This window comes from Lysobacter antibioticus (assembly GCF_000731095.1).
GTDB lineage: Bacteria > Pseudomonadota > Gammaproteobacteria > Xanthomonadales > Xanthomonadaceae > Lysobacter > Lysobacter antibioticus_B.
Map to the genome: position 1 here is coordinate 1 of NZ_JMTZ01000080.1, position 16,480 is coordinate 16,480.

Annotated in this window: 14 protein-coding genes; 13 read left to right on the forward strand and 1 reads right to left on the reverse strand. The window is 68.1% G+C overall.

Annotated features, from left to right (window positions below):
* Window positions 1-332: 332 nt before the first annotated feature.
* From fabD to EX88_RS0119485, 9 genes are all read left to right on the forward strand, one after another.
* The gene (gene fabD, locus EX88_RS0119445) at window positions 333-1,274 is read left to right on the forward strand and encodes an ACP S-malonyltransferase (protein ID WP_031373650.1); all 942 of its coding nucleotides are present in this window, start codon (window positions 333-335) and stop codon (window positions 1,272-1,274) included.
* 193 nt (window positions 1,275-1,467) lie between these two features.
* Window positions 1,468-2,214, forward strand: coding sequence for a 3-oxoacyl-ACP reductase FabG (gene fabG / locus EX88_RS0119450; protein WP_031373651.1), 747 nt, complete (start codon window positions 1,468-1,470; stop codon window positions 2,212-2,214).
* Window positions 2,215-2,342: 128 nt separating this feature from the next.
* Complete coding sequence (gene acpP, locus EX88_RS0119455; protein WP_031373652.1) at window positions 2,343-2,582, forward strand: acyl carrier protein; 240 nt, start codon at window positions 2,343-2,345, stop codon at window positions 2,580-2,582.
* Window positions 2,583-2,739: 157 nt separating this feature from the next.
* Entirely contained in the window at window positions 2,740-3,990 is a 1,251-nt protein-coding gene (gene fabF, locus EX88_RS0119460; RefSeq protein WP_031373653.1) for a beta-ketoacyl-ACP synthase II, read from the forward strand.
* Window positions 3,991-4,123: 133 nt separating this feature from the next.
* On the forward strand, window positions 4,124-4,969 hold the full coding sequence (gene pabC / locus EX88_RS0119465; protein WP_051885333.1) for an aminodeoxychorismate lyase: 846 nt from the start codon (window positions 4,124-4,126) through the stop codon (window positions 4,967-4,969).
* A gap of 67 nt (window positions 4,970-5,036) precedes the next feature.
* Window positions 5,037-6,182, forward strand: a complete 1,146-nt coding sequence (gene mltG, locus EX88_RS0119470) for an endolytic transglycosylase MltG (RefSeq protein WP_200875875.1) — start codon at window positions 5,037-5,039, stop codon at window positions 6,180-6,182.
* Window positions 6,179-6,835, forward strand: coding sequence for a dTMP kinase (tmk, locus tag EX88_RS0119475; protein WP_031373656.1), 657 nt, complete (start codon window positions 6,179-6,181; stop codon window positions 6,833-6,835). The genes mltG and tmk overlap by 4 nt, the downstream gene beginning before the upstream one ends.
* Complete coding sequence (locus tag EX88_RS0119480) at window positions 6,832-7,809, forward strand: DNA polymerase III subunit delta' (RefSeq protein ID WP_031373657.1); 978 nt, start codon at window positions 6,832-6,834, stop codon at window positions 7,807-7,809. The genes tmk and EX88_RS0119480 overlap by 4 nt, the downstream gene beginning before the upstream one ends.
* Window positions 7,806-8,165, forward strand: coding sequence for a PilZ domain-containing protein (locus tag EX88_RS0119485; RefSeq protein ID WP_031373658.1), 360 nt, complete (start codon window positions 7,806-7,808; stop codon window positions 8,163-8,165). Before EX88_RS0119480 ends, EX88_RS0119485 begins: the two co-directional genes overlap by 4 nt.
* A gap of 661 nt (window positions 8,166-8,826) precedes the next feature.
* Here EX88_RS0119485 and EX88_RS0119490 read toward each other — a convergent pair.
* The gene (locus EX88_RS0119490) at window positions 8,827-10,896 is read right to left on the reverse strand and encodes a 3-hydroxyacyl-CoA dehydrogenase NAD-binding domain-containing protein (RefSeq protein ID WP_031373659.1); all 2,070 of its coding nucleotides are present in this window, start codon (window positions 10,894-10,896) and stop codon (window positions 8,827-8,829) included.
* Window positions 10,897-11,114: 218 nt separating this feature from the next.
* Here EX88_RS0119490 and rpoE point away from each other — a divergent pair, with 218 nt between their 5' ends.
* From rpoE to lepA, 4 genes are all read left to right on the forward strand, one after another.
* Window positions 11,115-11,717 (forward strand): RNA polymerase sigma factor RpoE, encoded by a 603-nt coding sequence (gene rpoE, locus EX88_RS0119495; protein WP_031373660.1) that lies wholly within the window; start codon window positions 11,115-11,117, stop codon window positions 11,715-11,717.
* The gene (locus EX88_RS0119500) at window positions 11,717-12,685 is read left to right on the forward strand and encodes a sigma-E factor negative regulatory protein (protein WP_051885334.1); all 969 of its coding nucleotides are present in this window, start codon (window positions 11,717-11,719) and stop codon (window positions 12,683-12,685) included. Before rpoE ends, EX88_RS0119500 begins: the two co-directional genes overlap by 1 nt.
* A gap of 139 nt (window positions 12,686-12,824) precedes the next feature.
* Window positions 12,825-14,384, forward strand: coding sequence for a Do family serine endopeptidase (locus tag EX88_RS0119505; protein WP_081931255.1), 1,560 nt, complete (start codon window positions 12,825-12,827; stop codon window positions 14,382-14,384).
* 256 nt (window positions 14,385-14,640) lie between these two features.
* Complete coding sequence (gene lepA / locus EX88_RS0119510; RefSeq protein ID WP_031373663.1) at window positions 14,641-16,434, forward strand: translation elongation factor 4; 1,794 nt, start codon at window positions 14,641-14,643, stop codon at window positions 16,432-16,434.
* Window positions 16,435-16,480 lie beyond the last annotated feature (46 nt).

The window sequence follows — 16,480 nt, forward strand, 5'->3', positions numbered from 1 at the left end:
CCGATAAGACGTCCCTGTCTTATCGGAAAACGCCGCACGTCCTGTGCGGCGCCCTCTGGGTCTCCAGGCGTTCTCGCGAGTTCGCTACTGCGCCAAGCTTTCACGGCAACGGCAACGGCAACGGCAACGGCAACGGCGAAGGCAAAGGCAAAGGCAAAGGCAAAGGCGAAGAACGGTCAAGCCAGGCGTCCCAGGGCGCCCGGTGCGGCCGCGCCGCGTTTCCCTTCGGATCGCGACCTTCTGCGACGCGATGTGACGCCGTACCGCCGAGTACAGACGATCCCGGCGGTTCGCCCGTATCATTCCGCATCCTTACCGATCCGGCAGCACGCGTGACCGATCAGCAGCTTTCTTTCGTCTTCCCGGGCCAGGGCTCGCAATCGCTCGGCATGCTCGCCGAGTTGTCGGAACTGCATGCGCAGGTCCGGGAAACCTTCGCCGAGGCCAGCGAGGGCGCCGGCGTCGATCTTTGGGCCATGAGCCAGGCCGGCCCCGAGGAAATGCTCAACCGCACCGAATACACCCAGCCGGCGCTGTTGGCCGCGGGCGTGGCGGTGTGGCGGGTATGGCAGACGCAGGGCGGAGCGCAGCCGGCGGTGTTGGCCGGGCACAGCCTCGGCGAGTACAGCGCGCTGGTCGCAGCCGGCGCTTTGTCGCTGCACGACGGCGCGCATCTGGTCCGTCTGCGCGGACAATTCATGCAGGACGCCGCACCCGCCGGCACCGGCGCGATGGCCGCCGTGCTCGGCGCCGAAGACGCCTTGGTCGAAGAGATCTGCGCGGCAGTGTCGGGCGCCCAGGTCGTGGTGCCGGCCAATTACAACTCGCCGGGCCAGATCGTCATCGGCGGTCATGCCGACGCGGTCGACAAGGCGCTCACGCGCCTGGCCGAAGCCGGTGTGCGTAAGGCGGTCAAGCTCGCGGTCAGTGTGCCTTCGCATACGCCGCTGATGCGCGAGGCGGCCAACCGTCTCGCCGAGGCGATGACCGGCATCCAGTGGCAGGCGCCGTCGCTGCCGGTGGTGCAGAACGTCGATGCGCAGGTCCACGAAGGCGTCGATGCGATCCGCGACGCCCTGGTGCAGCAGCTGTACCTGCCGGTGCGTTGGACCGGTTGCGTGCAGGCGCTGGCCGCGCGCGGCGTGGTCCGCATCGCCGAATGCGGCCCCGGCAAGGTCCTCGCCGGCCTGGTCAAGCGCATCGACAAGTCCCTCGAGGGTCGCGCCATCGGCACGCCGGCGGATTTCGCGACCGCCCTGGCCGACTGGCGCTGAACCCACGACCGCGTCCGACTGTCACCGATTCGCGCTACTCAACCTCGACCCCAGCCTGTAGGCTTGGCCGCGCAAAATCGCGGTGCGAGCGCGAGGCAGCGGGGTCGTGCAGCGAGACGGCCGCGGCATCGGATGCGTCGCAACCCACCCGCCAGCACCCCATGAGCCAGCGGCAATACGGAGTGAAGCAAGCATGAGCACGTCCCCGCTTTCGGGCGAGATCGCCCTGGTCACCGGCGCCAGCCGCGGCATCGGTGCGGCCATCGCCGACGAACTGGCTGCCCAGGGCGCCACCGTCGTCGGCACCGCGACCAGCGAAGCCGGCGCCCAGGCCATCGCCGCGCGCCTGGCCGCCAGCGGCGGTCACGGCCGCGTCGTCGACGTCGCCGACGCGGCCTCGATCGAGGCCCTGATCGACGGCGTGTCCAAGGAAATCGGCGCGATCTCGATCCTGGTCAACAACGCCGGCATCACCCGCGACAACCTGCTGATGCGCATGAAGGACGAGGACTGGCAGGCTATCCTCGACACCAACCTCACCAGCGTGTTCCGCACCAGCAAGGCGGTGATGCGCTCGATGATGAAGGCGCGCAAGGGCCGCATCATCAACATCGCCTCGGTGATCGGCGTGACCGGCAACGCCGGCCAGGCCAACTACGCGGCGGCCAAGGCCGGCATCATCGCGTTCAGCAAGTCGATGGCGCGCGAGATCGGCAGCCGCGGCATCACCGTGAACGTGGTCGCCCCCGGTTTCATCGATACCGACATGACCCGCGAGCTGCCCGAAGAGGCGAAGAAGGGCATGCTCGACCAGATCGCGCTGGGCCGCTTCGGCGAACCGGCCGACATCGCCCGTGCGGTGGCGTTCCTGGCCGGCCCCGGCGCGGCCTACATCACCGGCGAAACACTGCACGTCAATGGCGGCATGTACATGCCCTGAGCCTTTGGCGTAGGCTGTAAGCGATTGAACCCAAAGGAGTTTCGTCGAAAGGCCGGCGGCCCTCGCGAAACCTCCCGATTCCATTAGACTATTCCATCGAAAAACCCCTCACGGGAGGAGCAGCATCCATGAGCAGCATCGAAGAACGCGTCAAGAAAATCGTCGTCGAACAGCTTGGCGTCAAGGAAGAAGAAGTCACCAACAACGCTTCGTTCGTCGACGATCTCGGCGCTGATTCGCTCGACACCGTCGAGCTGGTGATGGCGCTCGAAGAAGAGTTCGAGTGCGAGATTCCGGACGAAGAAGCCGAGAAGATCACCTCGGTGCAGCAGGCGATCGATTACGTCAAGGCGCACGTCAAGTCGTAAGGCGCCTGAGGCATGCCGCCCGTGCTTCGGCGCTTGCGGCATGCGTGCAGTACGCGAATCAGGTGACAACTCGGGGCCGCATTGCGGCCCCGTGCTTTTCAGGCCGGTGGATACGCCGGCGTAGGTCCGAAGACGGATTCCACAGAGGTAGCGTTGCATGTCCAACCGTTCCTTCAACCGCCGTGTGGTCGTCACCGGCCTCGGTCTCGTCTCCCCGCTCGGCAACGACGTCGCCAGCAGCTGGGACGGCATCGTCAACGGCCGCTCGGGCATCGGCCCGATCACTCATTTCGATCCCGCTTTGTTCACCACCCGCATCGCCGGCGAGGTGCGCGACTTCGACATCACCAAATGGGTGGGGCCGAAGGACGCGAAGAAGATGGAAGAGTTCATCCATTACGGGGTCGCCGCGTCGTTCATGGCGCTGGAAGACGCCGGCATCGTCGTCGACGACTCCAACGCCGAGCGCATCGGCGCGCTGATCGGCTCGGGCATCGGCGGCCTGCTCGGCATCGAAGAGCAGACCATCAAGTACCACGAGGGCGGCCCGCGCAAGATCTCGCCGTTCTACGTGCCCAGCACCATCATCAACATGCTGCCCGGCCAGGTCTCGCTGCTGACCGGCATCAAGGGCCCGAATTTCTCCGCCGTGTCGGCATGCGCGACTTCGAACCATTCGATCGGCATGGCGATGCGCATGATCCAGTACGGCGATGCCGACGTGATTCTCGCCGGCGGCGCCGAGCGCGGTTCCTCGCCGACCTCGGTCGGCGGCTTCTGCTCGATGAAGGCGATGTCGACCCGCAACGACGATCCGATCCACGCCTCGCGGCCGTGGGACAAGGACCGCGACGGCTTCGTCCTCGGCGACGGCGCCGGCATCCTGGTGCTGGAGGAATACGAACGCGCCAAGGCGCGCGGCGCCCGCATTTACTGCGAACTGGCCGGCTTCGGCGCCAGCTCGGATGCCTTCCACATGACCGCACCGAGCGAGAATGGCGAAGGCCCGGCGCGCTGCATGGCCGCCGCGTTCAAGGATGCCGGCATCAATCCCGACCAGGTCGGTTACCTCAACGCCCACGGCACCTCGACGCCGCTCGGCGACCTGGCCGAGACCCTGGCGATCAAGCGCGCGCTCGGCGACCACGCCTACAAGACCATGGTCAGCTCGACCAAGTCGATGACCGGCCATCTGCTCGGCGCGGCCGGCGGTGCCGAGGCGATCTTCTCGGTGCTCGCCCTGCATCACAACATCATCCCGCCGACGATCAATCTCGACGAGCCGGGCGAGGGTTGCGACCTGGACTACGTGCCGAACACCGCCCGCGACGCCAAGGTCGACATCGCCGTCTCCAACGGCTTCGGTTTCGGCGGCACCAACGGCACCCTGGTGTTCAAGCGCATCTGATTGCGGCGATGCAAGCGAAGGCCCGCGACGACTTCGGTGGTCGCGGGCTTTCTGTTTTTCCGGGAGCCGCGATCGCGATCGCACCGCTCCCATCAGGGCTGCGCCGGACATTCGCCGCGCGTACGATGCCGGCATGACGACCACTGCATCCGCTGCGCCAAGTAACGATGCCCGGGTATTCCTCGGCACGCGACGGGTCGATGCGCTCTCGCCGTACGACCGCGGACATGCCTATGGCGACGGCCTGTTCGAAACCCTGCTGGCGCATCGCGGCGAACTGCCGTGGTGGGACGCGCATTGGGCGCGGCTGGCGCGCGGTGCGCAGCGTTTGCGGCTGCCCTTGCCCGATCCGGCGCAGGTCCGTTCGGAAGCCGCGCAACTGCTCGAAGGCCTGGACGCGGTGCTCAAGCTGATCCTGACCCGCGGCGAAGGCGGCCGCGGTTACGCGCCATCGGCGCAGGCCGAGCCGGTCTGGACGATCTCGCGCCATCCGCTGCCGCCCGCGCCGCCGACCGGCGGTTTGACCCTGCGCTGGTGCGATCTGCAACTGTCCGAACAGCCGGCCCTGGCCGGCCTGAAGCACTGCAACCGGCTCGAACAGGTGCTGGCACGCGCCGAATGGGACGATCCGGCGATCGACGAAGGCCTGCTGCGCGATGCCTCCGGCGCGGTGGTCTGCGCTACCGCCGCCAATCTCTTCGTGTTGCAGGGCGATGTCTGGCTGACCCCGCCGGTGGATCGCAGCGGGGTCGCCGGCGTGTGCCGGCAGGCGCTGATGGAACTGGCCGAGGTTCGGGTGCAACGGCTGAACGCCGATGACGTGCTGGGCGCCGACGCGGTTTTCCTGTGCAACGCCGCGCGCGGTATCCTGCCCGTGGCGCGGCTCGGCGAGCGGCATTGGGCGCCGCATCCGGCCGTGGCCGGGCTGCGGCACCGGCTCGGCGCGACGCATCCCGCCTTCGTTCCGTCCCTGGGCTGAGCCGCCGCACCCGCGGCCGCGCGGTCGCGGCGGCGCGCGGCGGGTCGGATCGAACAACGGAGGTTTCGTGGCTGAAAAGAAACGCAAGCGCGGCTGCGGTTGCCTGATCGTGATCCTGCTGCTGTTGGCCTCCCTGGCCGCGGTCGGCGCCTGGCTGTGGCAGCGCTACGACGGCTTCGCCGCCTCGCCGATGAGCGGGCTGGAGAAAGGCGAAAGCCTGGTCGTCGAACGCGGCGATTCCTTGCCCGCGGTGGTGCGCAAGCTGCGCCAGGCCGGTGTCGTCGAGGGCCAGCAACTCGAATGGCGTTTGCTGGCCAAGCAGCTCGGCGCGGCCGGGCGCCTGCAGGTCGGCGAATACGCGCTGGAGCCCGGCACCACGCCGCGCGATCTGCTGATCGCGATGCGCGACGGCAAGGTCATCAGCCATCGTTTCACCATCGTCGAAGGCTGGAACATGCGCGACGTGCGCGCCGCGCTGGCGCGTGCCGCCTTGCTCAAGCAGGACGCCGCGCAACTCGACGATGCCGCCCTGATGAAAGCGATCGGCCACCCCGGCCAGCATCCGGAAGGGCGCTTCCTGCCCGAGACCTACCTCTACACCGGCGGCGACAGCGATCTCGACGTGCTCAAGCGCGCCTACGAGGCGATGGACCGCGCCGTCGCCGCAGCCTGGAAGGGCCGCGACAAGGACAGCGTGCTGAAGACGCCGGCCGAGCTGCTGATCATGGCCTCGATCGTCGAGAAGGAAACCGGGATCGCCTCGGAACGGCCGCAGATCGCCGGGCTGTTCGAGCGCCGGCTCAAGCTCGGCATGAAACTGGAGACCGACCCGACCGTGATCTACGGCATCGGCCCGAGCTACGACGGCAACATCCGCAAGCGCGATCTGCTGACCGACACGCCCTACAACACCTATACCCGCGCCGGTCTGCCGCCGACCCCGATCGCGATGCCGGGCGTCGGCGCGCTCAAGGCCAGCGCGAACCCGGCGCCGGGCAATGCGCTGTTCTTCGTCGCGTCCGGCGACGGCAGCGGCGGCAGCCTGTTCGCGGCGACCTACGCCGAGCACCAAGCCAACGTGCGTCTGTACCTGCAGCGTTATCGCCAGCAACGCCGCAGCGACCAGCCCGAGGAAGGCAAGGCCGTGCTCGAGGAAGCGCGCCAGGAAGAGGCCGGGCAGGCGACGCCGCCGGCCCCGGGGAGCGCGCGATGAGCCTGCCCACGCACGCGCGTTTCGTCACCCTCGAGGGCGGCGAGGGCGCCGGCAAGTCGACCGTGCTCGCGGCCCTGCGCGGCGCCTTCGAGGCCGCCGGCATCGAGGCGGTATACACGCGCGAACCCGGCGGCACCCCGCTGGCCGAACAGATCCGCGGGCTGATGCTCGATACCCATCACGAACCCGCGGCGCCGGCGACCGAGTTGTTGCTCGCCTTCGCCGCGCGCGCCCAGCATGTCGCGACCGCGATCCTGCCGGCGCTCGAACGCGGCGCCTGGGTGGTCAGCGATCGCTTCACCGATGCCAGCTATGCCTATCAGGGCGCCGGACGCGGGCTCGACCCGGCGTTCATCGCCGAGCTGGAGCGGCGCGTGGTCGGCATTCGTCCGGCCCTGACTCTGCTGCTCGACGTGCCGGTCGAGATCGGTCTGCAGCGCGTACGCGGACGCGGCGCGGCCGACCGCATCGAGAGCGAACGCAACGATTTCTTCGAGCGCGTGCGCCAGGCCTATCGCGAGCGCGCCGCCGCCGAGCCGGAGCGCTTCGGCTTGATCGACGCCAGCCAGCCCGCCGACACGGTCGCCGCACAGGCGGTGGAGCGTCTGCGCCGCACCATCGCGGCGGCGCCGGCGTTCGAGGCGGCACGATGAGCGTCGCCGCCTTCGCCCCTTGGCAGCGCCGCATCTACGACCAGGCCAAGGCCTCGATCGACGCCGGGCGCCTGGGGCATGGACTGTTGTTTTGCGGCCCGGCCCAACTCGGCAAGCGCGCCGTCGCCGAACGCCTCGCGCACGGCTTGCTGTGCCGCGAACGCGATGCCGACGGCGAGCCCTGCGGCACCTGCCGCAGTTGCCTGTTGCTGGCGGCCGGCACTCATCCCGACTACCAGTTCGTCAGCTTCATCCCGAACAAGGAAGGCACCCGGCTGCGCACCGAGATCGTTATCGAGCAGATCCGCAATCTGTCCGAGCGCCTCGCGCTGACCCCGCAGTACGGCGGCGCCCAGATCATCCTGCTCGACCCCGCCGACGCCATCAACACCGCTGCCTGCAACGCCTTGCTGAAGACCTTGGAAGAGCCGGTGCCGGGGCGTTATCTGTGGCTGGTCAGTTCGCATCCGGCGCGACTGCCGGCGACCATCCGCAGTCGCTGCCAGCGCCTGGAGTTCCGCCTGCCGCCGCAGGACGAATCGTTGGCCTGGTTGAAGGCGCAGGGGCACAGCGAGGCGGCCGCAAGCGAAGCCTTCGATGCCGCGCGCGGCCACCCCGGCCTGGCCCATGAGTGGCTGACCGGCGACGGGCTCAAGCTGCGCCGCGAAGTCGCCGCCGATCTGGCCAAGCTCGGCCGCGGCGAGACCTCGGCGCAGGAAGTCGCGCAACGCTGGGTCGGCGACGAACAGGCGGTGTTGCGTCTGCGACACGCGTCCGACATCGCGCTTGCCGAGGCCGCCAACGGCTTGACCGACCCCGCCCGCGCGCGCAGTCTTGCGGCTTGGTTCGATCGCGCCAACCGCACCCGCGACCTGTTGCGGACCACGGTCCGCGCCGATCTGGCCGTGATCGAATTGTTGATGGCGTGGCGCAACGACGAAGCCCGTCGCGCCGCAGGAGGAAGCAAGGCATGAATGCAACGGCAGGCGCAGCGCGACAGGGCATCCTGTCGTTGACGATCAAGGACAAGGCGGCGCTGTACAGCGCCTACATGCCGTTCCTGAAGTTCGGCGGCATCTTCGTCGCCACGCCCAAGCGTTATTTCCTCGGCGACGAAGTGTTCCTGTTGTTGACCCTGCCCGAATCCAGCGAACGCATGCCGGTCGCCGGCAAAGTGGTGTGGGTGACCCCGACCGGCGCCCAGGGCCATCGCGCCGCCGGCATCGGCATCCAGTTCGCCGAGACCGCCGAGGGCGATGCGGTCAAGGGCAAGATCGAGGCGCTGCTGGCGGGTACGCTCAATTCGGAGCGGCCGACGCATACGATGTAATCGGGGCGATCGTTTTGCATTAGTTTGATGAGTAGCCAGTGCTCGGACTCCACCCCCTGTAGGAGCGGCGTGAGCCGCGACTGCGGGACGCGCAGAGTCCACAACGCTTTGGTGATTGATCGAAGGCGTGCGCCGTCGCGGGGGTAGGAGCGGCGCGAGCCGCGACCGCGGTGCATCAATCTCGCGCCGATGCCGGCCGTGGCCCGTCAGGGCAGGAGCGGCGCGAGCCGCGACCAAGGGACGCGCAGAGTCTGCAACGCTTTAGTGGTCGATCGAAGGAGTGCACCGTCGCCGGGTAGGAGCGGCGCGAGCCGCGACCGCGCTGCGATGGCCTAGCGACGCATCGGTCAAGCAAGCTCAAGATCAGGATCAAACGCCAAAAGCTTCCGCCACTAAAGCGGCGGGTTACTTTCTTTTGTCGGTGCATCCGCAGGGATTTTTCATACGGGACATCCCTGTCCCGATGAAAAACGGCCCGCGTCCATGCGGGCCGCCCTCCGGGTCTTCGATTGCCTTCGCTAGCGCCTAGCTGCGCACAGCCACAGCAAAATCTTGGCAACGGCAACGGCAACGGCAACGGCAACGGCAACGGCAACGGCGGGACGCAGAAACGAAGAAGCCGCGCGGTGCGCGGCTTCTTCGTTTCTAGGATCGCTTGCGCTTACTTGCGCAACAGCGGCGAATCCCAACCGGGGCGCGGGGCGAAACGGTCGCCGTAGCGGGCCTGCAATTGCTTGAGACGCGCGAGCACGGCGTCGGGGCCGTTTTCGCGAACGTACTGGATCGGGCCGCCGCGGAACGGGGCGAAGCCGGTGCCGAAGATGACGCCGGCGTCGAGCAGGTCGCCGTCGCTGACCACGCCGTCGTGCAGGCAGGCCACGGCTTCGTTGATCAAGGGCAGGATCAGGCGGTCTTCGAGATCGTTCGGCGCTTTGTAGTCTTTTGACAGCTCCGGCTTTTGGGCGCGGCCGTTCTCCCATTTGTACAGGCCCTGGCCGTCCTTCTTGCCGCGCTTGCCCGGCTCGACGTTGCTCAGCGCCGGGGGCACGGTCAGGCCGAGGAAGGGCGCGAGTTCGGCACCGACGCCGGCGGCGACGTCTAGGCCGACGGTGTCGATCAATTCGATCGGGCCCATCGGCATGCCGAACTTGACCGCGGCCTTGTCGATCGCCGGGCCCGGGATGCCTTCGGCGAAGGCGGTGCCGGCTTCTAGCATGTACGGGAACAGCACGCGGTTGACCAGGAAGCCGGGCGTGCCGGCGACCGGCACCGGCAGTTTGTCGATGGCCTTGCAGAACGCGGCCAGGCGTTGTTCGGTCCCCGGCGCCATGCGGTCGTGGCGGATGATCTCCACCAACGGCATCAAGGCGACCGGGTTGAAGTAATGCAGGCCGCCGAACTGGGCCGGGCGGCGGATGTGCTCGCGCAGTTCGTCGAGCGGAATCGACGAGGTGTTGGTGGTCAGCAGCGCATCGGGTTTCATGCGCGGTTCGATCTGGTCGTACAACTCGCGCTTGGCTTCGGGCTTTTCGATGATCGCCTCGATCACCAGGTCGGCGAGGTCGGCGCCTTCGCCGCCCAGGTCGCCCTTGAGACGCGCGGCCACGGCCGGGCGCTTGGCCTCGTCCTTGACCTTCTTGGCGAACAGCTCCTGGGCGCGTTCGAGCGCGCCGTCGATGAAGCGTTGTTCGCGATCGGACAGCGTGACCTCGAAGCCCTTGTAGGCCGACCACGCCGCGATGTCGCCGCCCATCACGCCGGCGCCGACCACGTGCACGTGCTTGATGCCGTGCTCCTTGCCGCCCTGGCCCTTAAGCCGTTCCTGCAGGAAGAACACGCGGATCAGGTTGCGCGCGGTCGGGGTGGAGGACAGCTTGACCACGGACTTGCGTTCGGCGGCGAGCTTGGCCTGTACGCCGCCGCCGGTCCGCTCCCAGGTCGAGATCAGGGCGTAGGGCGCCGGGTAGTGCTCCTTGCGCGCTTTGCGGGCGACCTGCTTGACCAGCATCGGCGCGAGGATCTTGCGCGCCGGCCAGGTGTTGCTGGCCCAGCCCATGAAGCGTTGTTTGAACGGACGTTCGGCGCCGCGCAGGGCGATGCCGGCGGCGGTGTCGACCAGTACCGCGGGCTCGGCGATCTTGTCGACCAGGCCGATCGCGCGCGCGGCCGAGGCCGACAGGGTGCGTCCGGTCAGCATCATGTCGAACGCGGCCGGCGCGCCGACCAGCGGCGGCAGGCGCACGCTGCCGCCCCAGCCCGGGTAGATGCCGAGCTTCACTTCGGGCAGGCCGATGCGGGTCGAGGCATCGCCGCTGGCGACGCGGTAACGGCAAGCCAGGGCGATCTCGGTGCCGCCGCCCATGCAGAAGCCGTGGATGGCCGCGACCGTGGGGCAGGGCAGTTCGGCCAGGCGCTGGAACACCTGCTGGCCGCGACGGATGGCGTCGCCGACCGTACCTTTCTCGTCGAAGCTCTGGAATTCCTTGATGTCGGCACCGGCGACGAAGCCGCTGCTCTTGGCCGAGCGCAGCACCAGGCCCTTGGGCGGGTCCAGGGCGAGGCGCTCCAGCAGGCCGTCGAGTTCGATCAGCACTTCCTGGGCGAAGGTGTTGACCGGCGATCCTTCGCGGTCGAACGAGAGCACCAGTACGCCGTCCTCGCGCAATTCGGTGTGCCAATGGCGGGCGCGGAGCCCGTCAAAAGCGGGGAGTCCGTCGAGGGCTGCAGTCATGCCGCACCATCCGTTCAGGTATGGGAAGCCGCTATCATCCCGATCTTGTTTCACTGCCGTCAAATCGCCCGTGTCGACAGGCCCCCGGGCCCTCATGTGACACTTGGCGGTTGCGGGCGACCGCCGGTGGCCCCATTAATGCCGCGATTGAACTTTTCCCCCGACAGGGTTGTCCCATTGTTCGGCTATTGCCGAGCTGACAGGAGTGCCGGCGCGGCATGGCCGAGAATGAGTTGGACCAGGAGCTGGTCAGGCGTGTCCAGCGTGGCGACAGCGCAGCGTTCGATGCCTTGGTGCGCAAGTACCAGCATCGGATCACCGCGCTGATCGGGCGCTACATCCCCGACTGGAGCGAATGCCAGGACGTGGCCCAGGAAACCTTCATCCGCGCTTACCGCGCGATGGCGAATTTCCGCGGCGACGCCCAGTTCTATACGTGGTTGCACCGGATCGCCGTGAATACCGCCAAAAACTATCTGGTTGCCCAGAACCGCAGGCCGCCCACCGACGACATCGACGCCGGCGACGCCGAGCAGTTCGATACGGGCATCCGCCTGCGCGACACCGATACCCCGGAGCACGAGCTGCTGCGCCAGGAGATCGAGCGCACGGTAATGCGGGTGGTGGATTCGTTGCCGGAAGAATTGCGGGCCGCCATCACCTTGCGCGAGGTGGACGGTCTGAGCTACGAGGAAATCGCGCAGAAGATGGCTTGCCCGATCGGCACCGTGCGTTCGCGGATTTTCCGCGCCCGCGAGGCCATCGACACCGAACTTCGGCCTTTGCTGGACAATCAAGACACCCGGGAGCGCGCCCACTGATGACGTCTACTACTCTCCATGGCGATGATCGCGAGAACCTGAGCGCGCTGTTCGACGGCGAGCTCGATGGCGACGCCGCGCGCTTCGCGCTGAAGCGGCTCGGTCACGATGTGCAGTGGCGCGACACCTGCGGCCGCTGGCAGCTGTGCGGCGACGTGCTGCGCGGCAAGGTCAGCGGCGCTGCCGGGCACGATTTCGCCGGGCGCGTGGCCGCGGCGGTCGCCGCCGAAGCGGCGATGCTGCGTTCACAGGAAGCCTCGCTGGCGGGCAAGGCCGAGGTCGGTATCACCCCGCGTCGGGCCGGCGGCTCGCGTCGCGGCTGGATCGGCGGCGCCCTGGCGGCTTCGGTCGCAGTGGCGGCCTTGTTCGTGGCGCGTCCGTTCTCCGACGATTCGACCGGCGTTGCGGCCGACCCGGCCCAGGTCGCGGCGCAGAGCGCTCCGGCCAGCCAGGCACCGGCACCGACGCCCGTTCCGGCACCGGCCGAGCAGGCACTGGCAGCCCTGGCTGCGGCGCCGGTCCGGTCCGACCCCGCCCAGCCCGAGGCCGCGCTGACCTCCGGCGACGCCTCGGCGCTGGCCGGTGCGGTCGCGGTGGCCGAAATCCCGCGCCGTCTGGCCGAACGCCGTTCGCGCGGCCAAAGCCAGCGTGCCGCCCTGCGCGCCTCCGAGCGTGCGGCCGAGGCACCGGTGCAAGTCGTCGCGGTCGCCAGCGCCTCCCCGCTGCCGGCCGATGCCGTCCACGCCAACCCGTTCCGGCCGCAGCCGAGCGAATCGCCCGCGGCGCGCCCGTGGCCGCGCGCGGTCCTGCCCAATTATTCTGGCGGCAGCAGCTATACCGCCGGTTACGGCAGCGTCGGCAACGGCGGCAGCGCCTCGCAATCGTTCTACCCCTTCGAGCCCGCAACCCAGGCCGAAGAGGCCAGGGCACGGTCGCAAGCCACGCAACGGCCGCAGCCGCAGCCCTGATCCCTCCTTGCCCGCCGCGGCCGCCGGCCGGGCAGTCCCCCTTCGTCGAATGCGCGGCTCCGCCGCGCCAGGCGACCTGTTGTCTTTTTTCCGGAAAATCCACGTCGTTTCGAGGCCGCTCCCCATGATCCGTCCCCTGATGAACAGCCTTCCGAAGAGCACCGCAGCCGGCAGCCGCCCGCTGCATTCCCTGGCCCTGGTCGGCGCGATCATCGCCGCGCTGCCGGTGGCCTGCACGGCGCAGGCGCCGACCACCCCGATCGCGCCGCCGCCGTCGGCGACACCCGCGGCTCCCCTGGTCGCCGGTCTGCCCGATTTCACCAATCTGGTGCAGCGGGTCGGCCCGGCGGTGGTCAACATCAGCGCCGAGGTCACCCCCAAGCGGGTGGCGCGTAATAACGGCATGCCGGACGAGGAGCAGATTCCCGAGTTCTTCCGCCGCTTCTTCGGCCCGGAAGGCATGCCGGGCATGCCCGGGCCGGGCCAGCAGGGCCCGCGCCAGCCGCGCGGCGGCGGTCGTTCGATCGGCAGCGGCTTCCTGATTTCGCAGGACGGCTATGTGCTGACCAACCATCACGTCGTCGACGGCGCCGACACGGTCACGGTCAAGCTGACCGACCGTCGCGAGCTCAAGGCCAAGGTGATCGGCAGCGATGAGCAGTCCGACGTGGCCTTGCTCAAGATCGACGCCAAGGGCCTGCCGTTCCTGCGCGCCGCCGGCGCCGGCCAGACCAAGGCCGGGCAGTGGGTGGTCGCGATCGGTTCGCCGTTCGGCCTGGACCATTCGGTTACCGCCGGCATCGTCAGCGCGGTCGGGCGCAGCAACCCCTATGCCGATCAGCGCTATGTGCCCTTCATCCAGACCGACGTCGCGATCAACCAGGGTAACTCGGGCGGCCCGCTGCTCAACACCAGCGGCGAAGTGGTCGGCATCAATTCGCAGATCTTCTCGAACTCCGGCGGCTACATGGGCGTGAGCTTCGCGATCCCGATCGACGTGGCGATGAATTCGGCCGAGCAGTTGCGTGCCAAGGGCAAGGTCAGTCGCGGCCAGTTGGGCGTGGTGGTCGAGCCTCTCACCAGCGAAAAGGTCGCCGGGTTCGGCTTGCCCGACAGCAGCGGCGCGCTCGTCAACCAGGTGCTCGAAGGCGGCCCCGCGGCCAAGGCCGGTCTGGTGCCGGGCGACGTCATTCGTTCGGTCAATGGCACGCCGGTGCACGAGTCCAGCGACCTGCCGCCGCTCATCGGTAACCTGCCTCCCGGTTCCAAGGCGAAGTTGGGCGTATTCCGCGACGGCAAGAATGTCGAACTCACCGTGGCCGTCAGCGAATTGGACGTTGGCGCAGCGGCAGGTCTGACGGGTGGGGACAAGCCGGCCCGACCGGGCGACTCGGCCGCCCCGCGCAGCAGCGGCAATCCGCTCGGCCTGGTCACCCAGGAGGTCGATGCGGCGACCCGCCAGCGTCTCGGCATCAAGGCCGGCGAGGGCGTGGTGGTCCGCGATCCGGGCGACGCCGCCGGCGAAGCCGGGGTGCGTCCGGGCGATGTCGTCCTCTCGGTCGGCCGGGTCCAGGTCGGCAGCGCCGCGGCCCTGGATCGCGCTCTGGCCGGCACCAAGCCGGGCCAGACGGTAATGCTGCTGATTCGCCGCGGCGCCGCGACCCAGTTCATTGCGGTCCAGGCCAGCGAGGAAAAATAAGCCTCGGCCCGCGTTCCAGCCCGAGGCGCCTGCCGGCGTCGCCGGGCTGTAACCGTGCCGGGCCAGCCGATGAGCGCCCGCCTGTCTACGGCGGGCTCCGCATTGGTTTGGGCCGGCTGCACGGTCCCGGTGTGCCTCCGGCGGGCTTTCTGAGCGGCGTCCGCCGGGGCAGCGCGGGAACTGCCGTCAGTGCCGGGGCCTATGCGATAATCTCCCGTTAATTTTCCTGGAACCGGCGAGCTCCGCGTCGCCTCGCATGCAACACATCAGAAACTTCTCGATCATCGCCCACGTCGACCATGGCAAGTCGACGCTCGCCGACCGCATCATCCAGCTGTGCGGAGGTCTCGAAGCGCGCGAGATGGAAGCGCAGGTGCTCGATTCCAATCCGATCGAGCGCGAACGCGGCATCACCATCAAGGCCCAGTCCGTGTCCTTGCCCTACAAGGCCAAGGACGGGCAGGTCTACCAGCTCAATTTCATCGACACCCCCGGGCACGTCGACTTCAGCTATGAGGTCAGCCGTTCGCTGGCCGCCTGCGAAGGCGCCCTGCTGGTCGTCGACGCCGCCCAGGGCGTGGAAGCGCAGTCGGTGGCCAACTGCTACACCGCGGTGGAGCAGGGCCTGGAAGTCGTGCCGGTGCTCAACAAGATCGACCTGCCGACCGCCGATATCGAGCGCGCCAAGGCCGAGATCGAAGCGGTGATCGGCATCGACGCCGAGGACGCGGTCGCGATCAGCGCCAAGACCGGCCTCAACGTCGACCTGGTGCTGGAGGCGATCGTCAAGCGCATCCCGCCGCCGAAGCCGCGCGATACCGACAAGTTGCAGGCGTTGATCATCGACTCGTGGTTCGACAACTACCTCGGCGTGGTCTCGCTGGTGCGGGTCATGCAGGGCGAGATCGTCCCGGGCAGCAAGATCCTGGTCATGTCGACCGGCCGCACCCACCTGGTCGACAAGGTCGGCGTGTTCACGCCCAAGCGCAAAGACCTGGCCAAGCTCGGCGCCGGCGAAGTGGGCTGGATCAACGCCAGCATCAAGGACGTCCACGGCGCGCCGGTCGGCGACACCCTGACCCTGGCCAGCGACCCCGCGCCCAAGCCGCTGCCGGGCTTCCAGGAAATGCAGCCGCGCGTGTTCGCCGGCCTGTTCCCGGTCGATGCCGAGGACTATCCGGCGCTGCGCGAAGCCCTGGAAAAGCTGCGCCTCAACGACGCCGCCCTGCGTTTCGAGCCGGAAAGCTCCGAGGCCATGGGCTTCGGCTTCCGCTGCGGCTTCCTCGGCATGCTGCACATGGAGATCGTGCAGGAGCGCCTGGAGCGCGAATACGATCTCAACCTGATCAGCACCGCGCCGACGGTGATCTACGAAGTGCTCAAGACCGACGGCACCGTGATCCCGATGGACAACCCGGCCAAGCTGCCGCAGTTGAACCTGGTGCAGGAAATCCGCGAGCCGGTGATCCGCGCCAACATCCTCACGCCGCCCGATTACATCGGCAACGTGATCAAGCTGTGCGAGGAAAAGCGCGGCGTGCAGATCGGCATCACCTACATGGCCAGCCAGGTGCAGATCAGCTACGAGCTGCCGATGGCCGAAGTGGTGCTGGACTTCTTCGACAAGCTCAAGTCGGTCTCGCGCGGCTATGCCTCGCTGGACTATCACTTCCTGCGTTTCCAGGATGGCCCGTTCGTGCGCGTGGACACGTTGATCAACGGCGACAAGGTCGATGCGCTGTCGATCATCGTCCACCGCAGCCATGCCGACCGGCGCGGCCGCGACTTGTGCGAGAAGATGAAGGAGTTGATCCCGCGGCAGATGTTCGACGTCGCGATCCAGGCCGCGATCGGCTCGCAGATCATCGCCCGCAGCACGGTCAAGGCCATGCGCAAGAACGTTTTGGCCAAATGTTATGGTGGCGACATCAGCCGTAAGAAGAAGCTCCTCGAAAAGCAGAAAGAGGGCAAGAAGCGGATGAAGCAGGTCGGTCGGGTGGAGATTCCGCAGGAAGCCTTCCTCGCGGTGCTCTCCACCGGCGACAAGTAAGCGAACGGCGGAAATAGGGATGGGGGGTTGAGGAACCGCGGCTGCG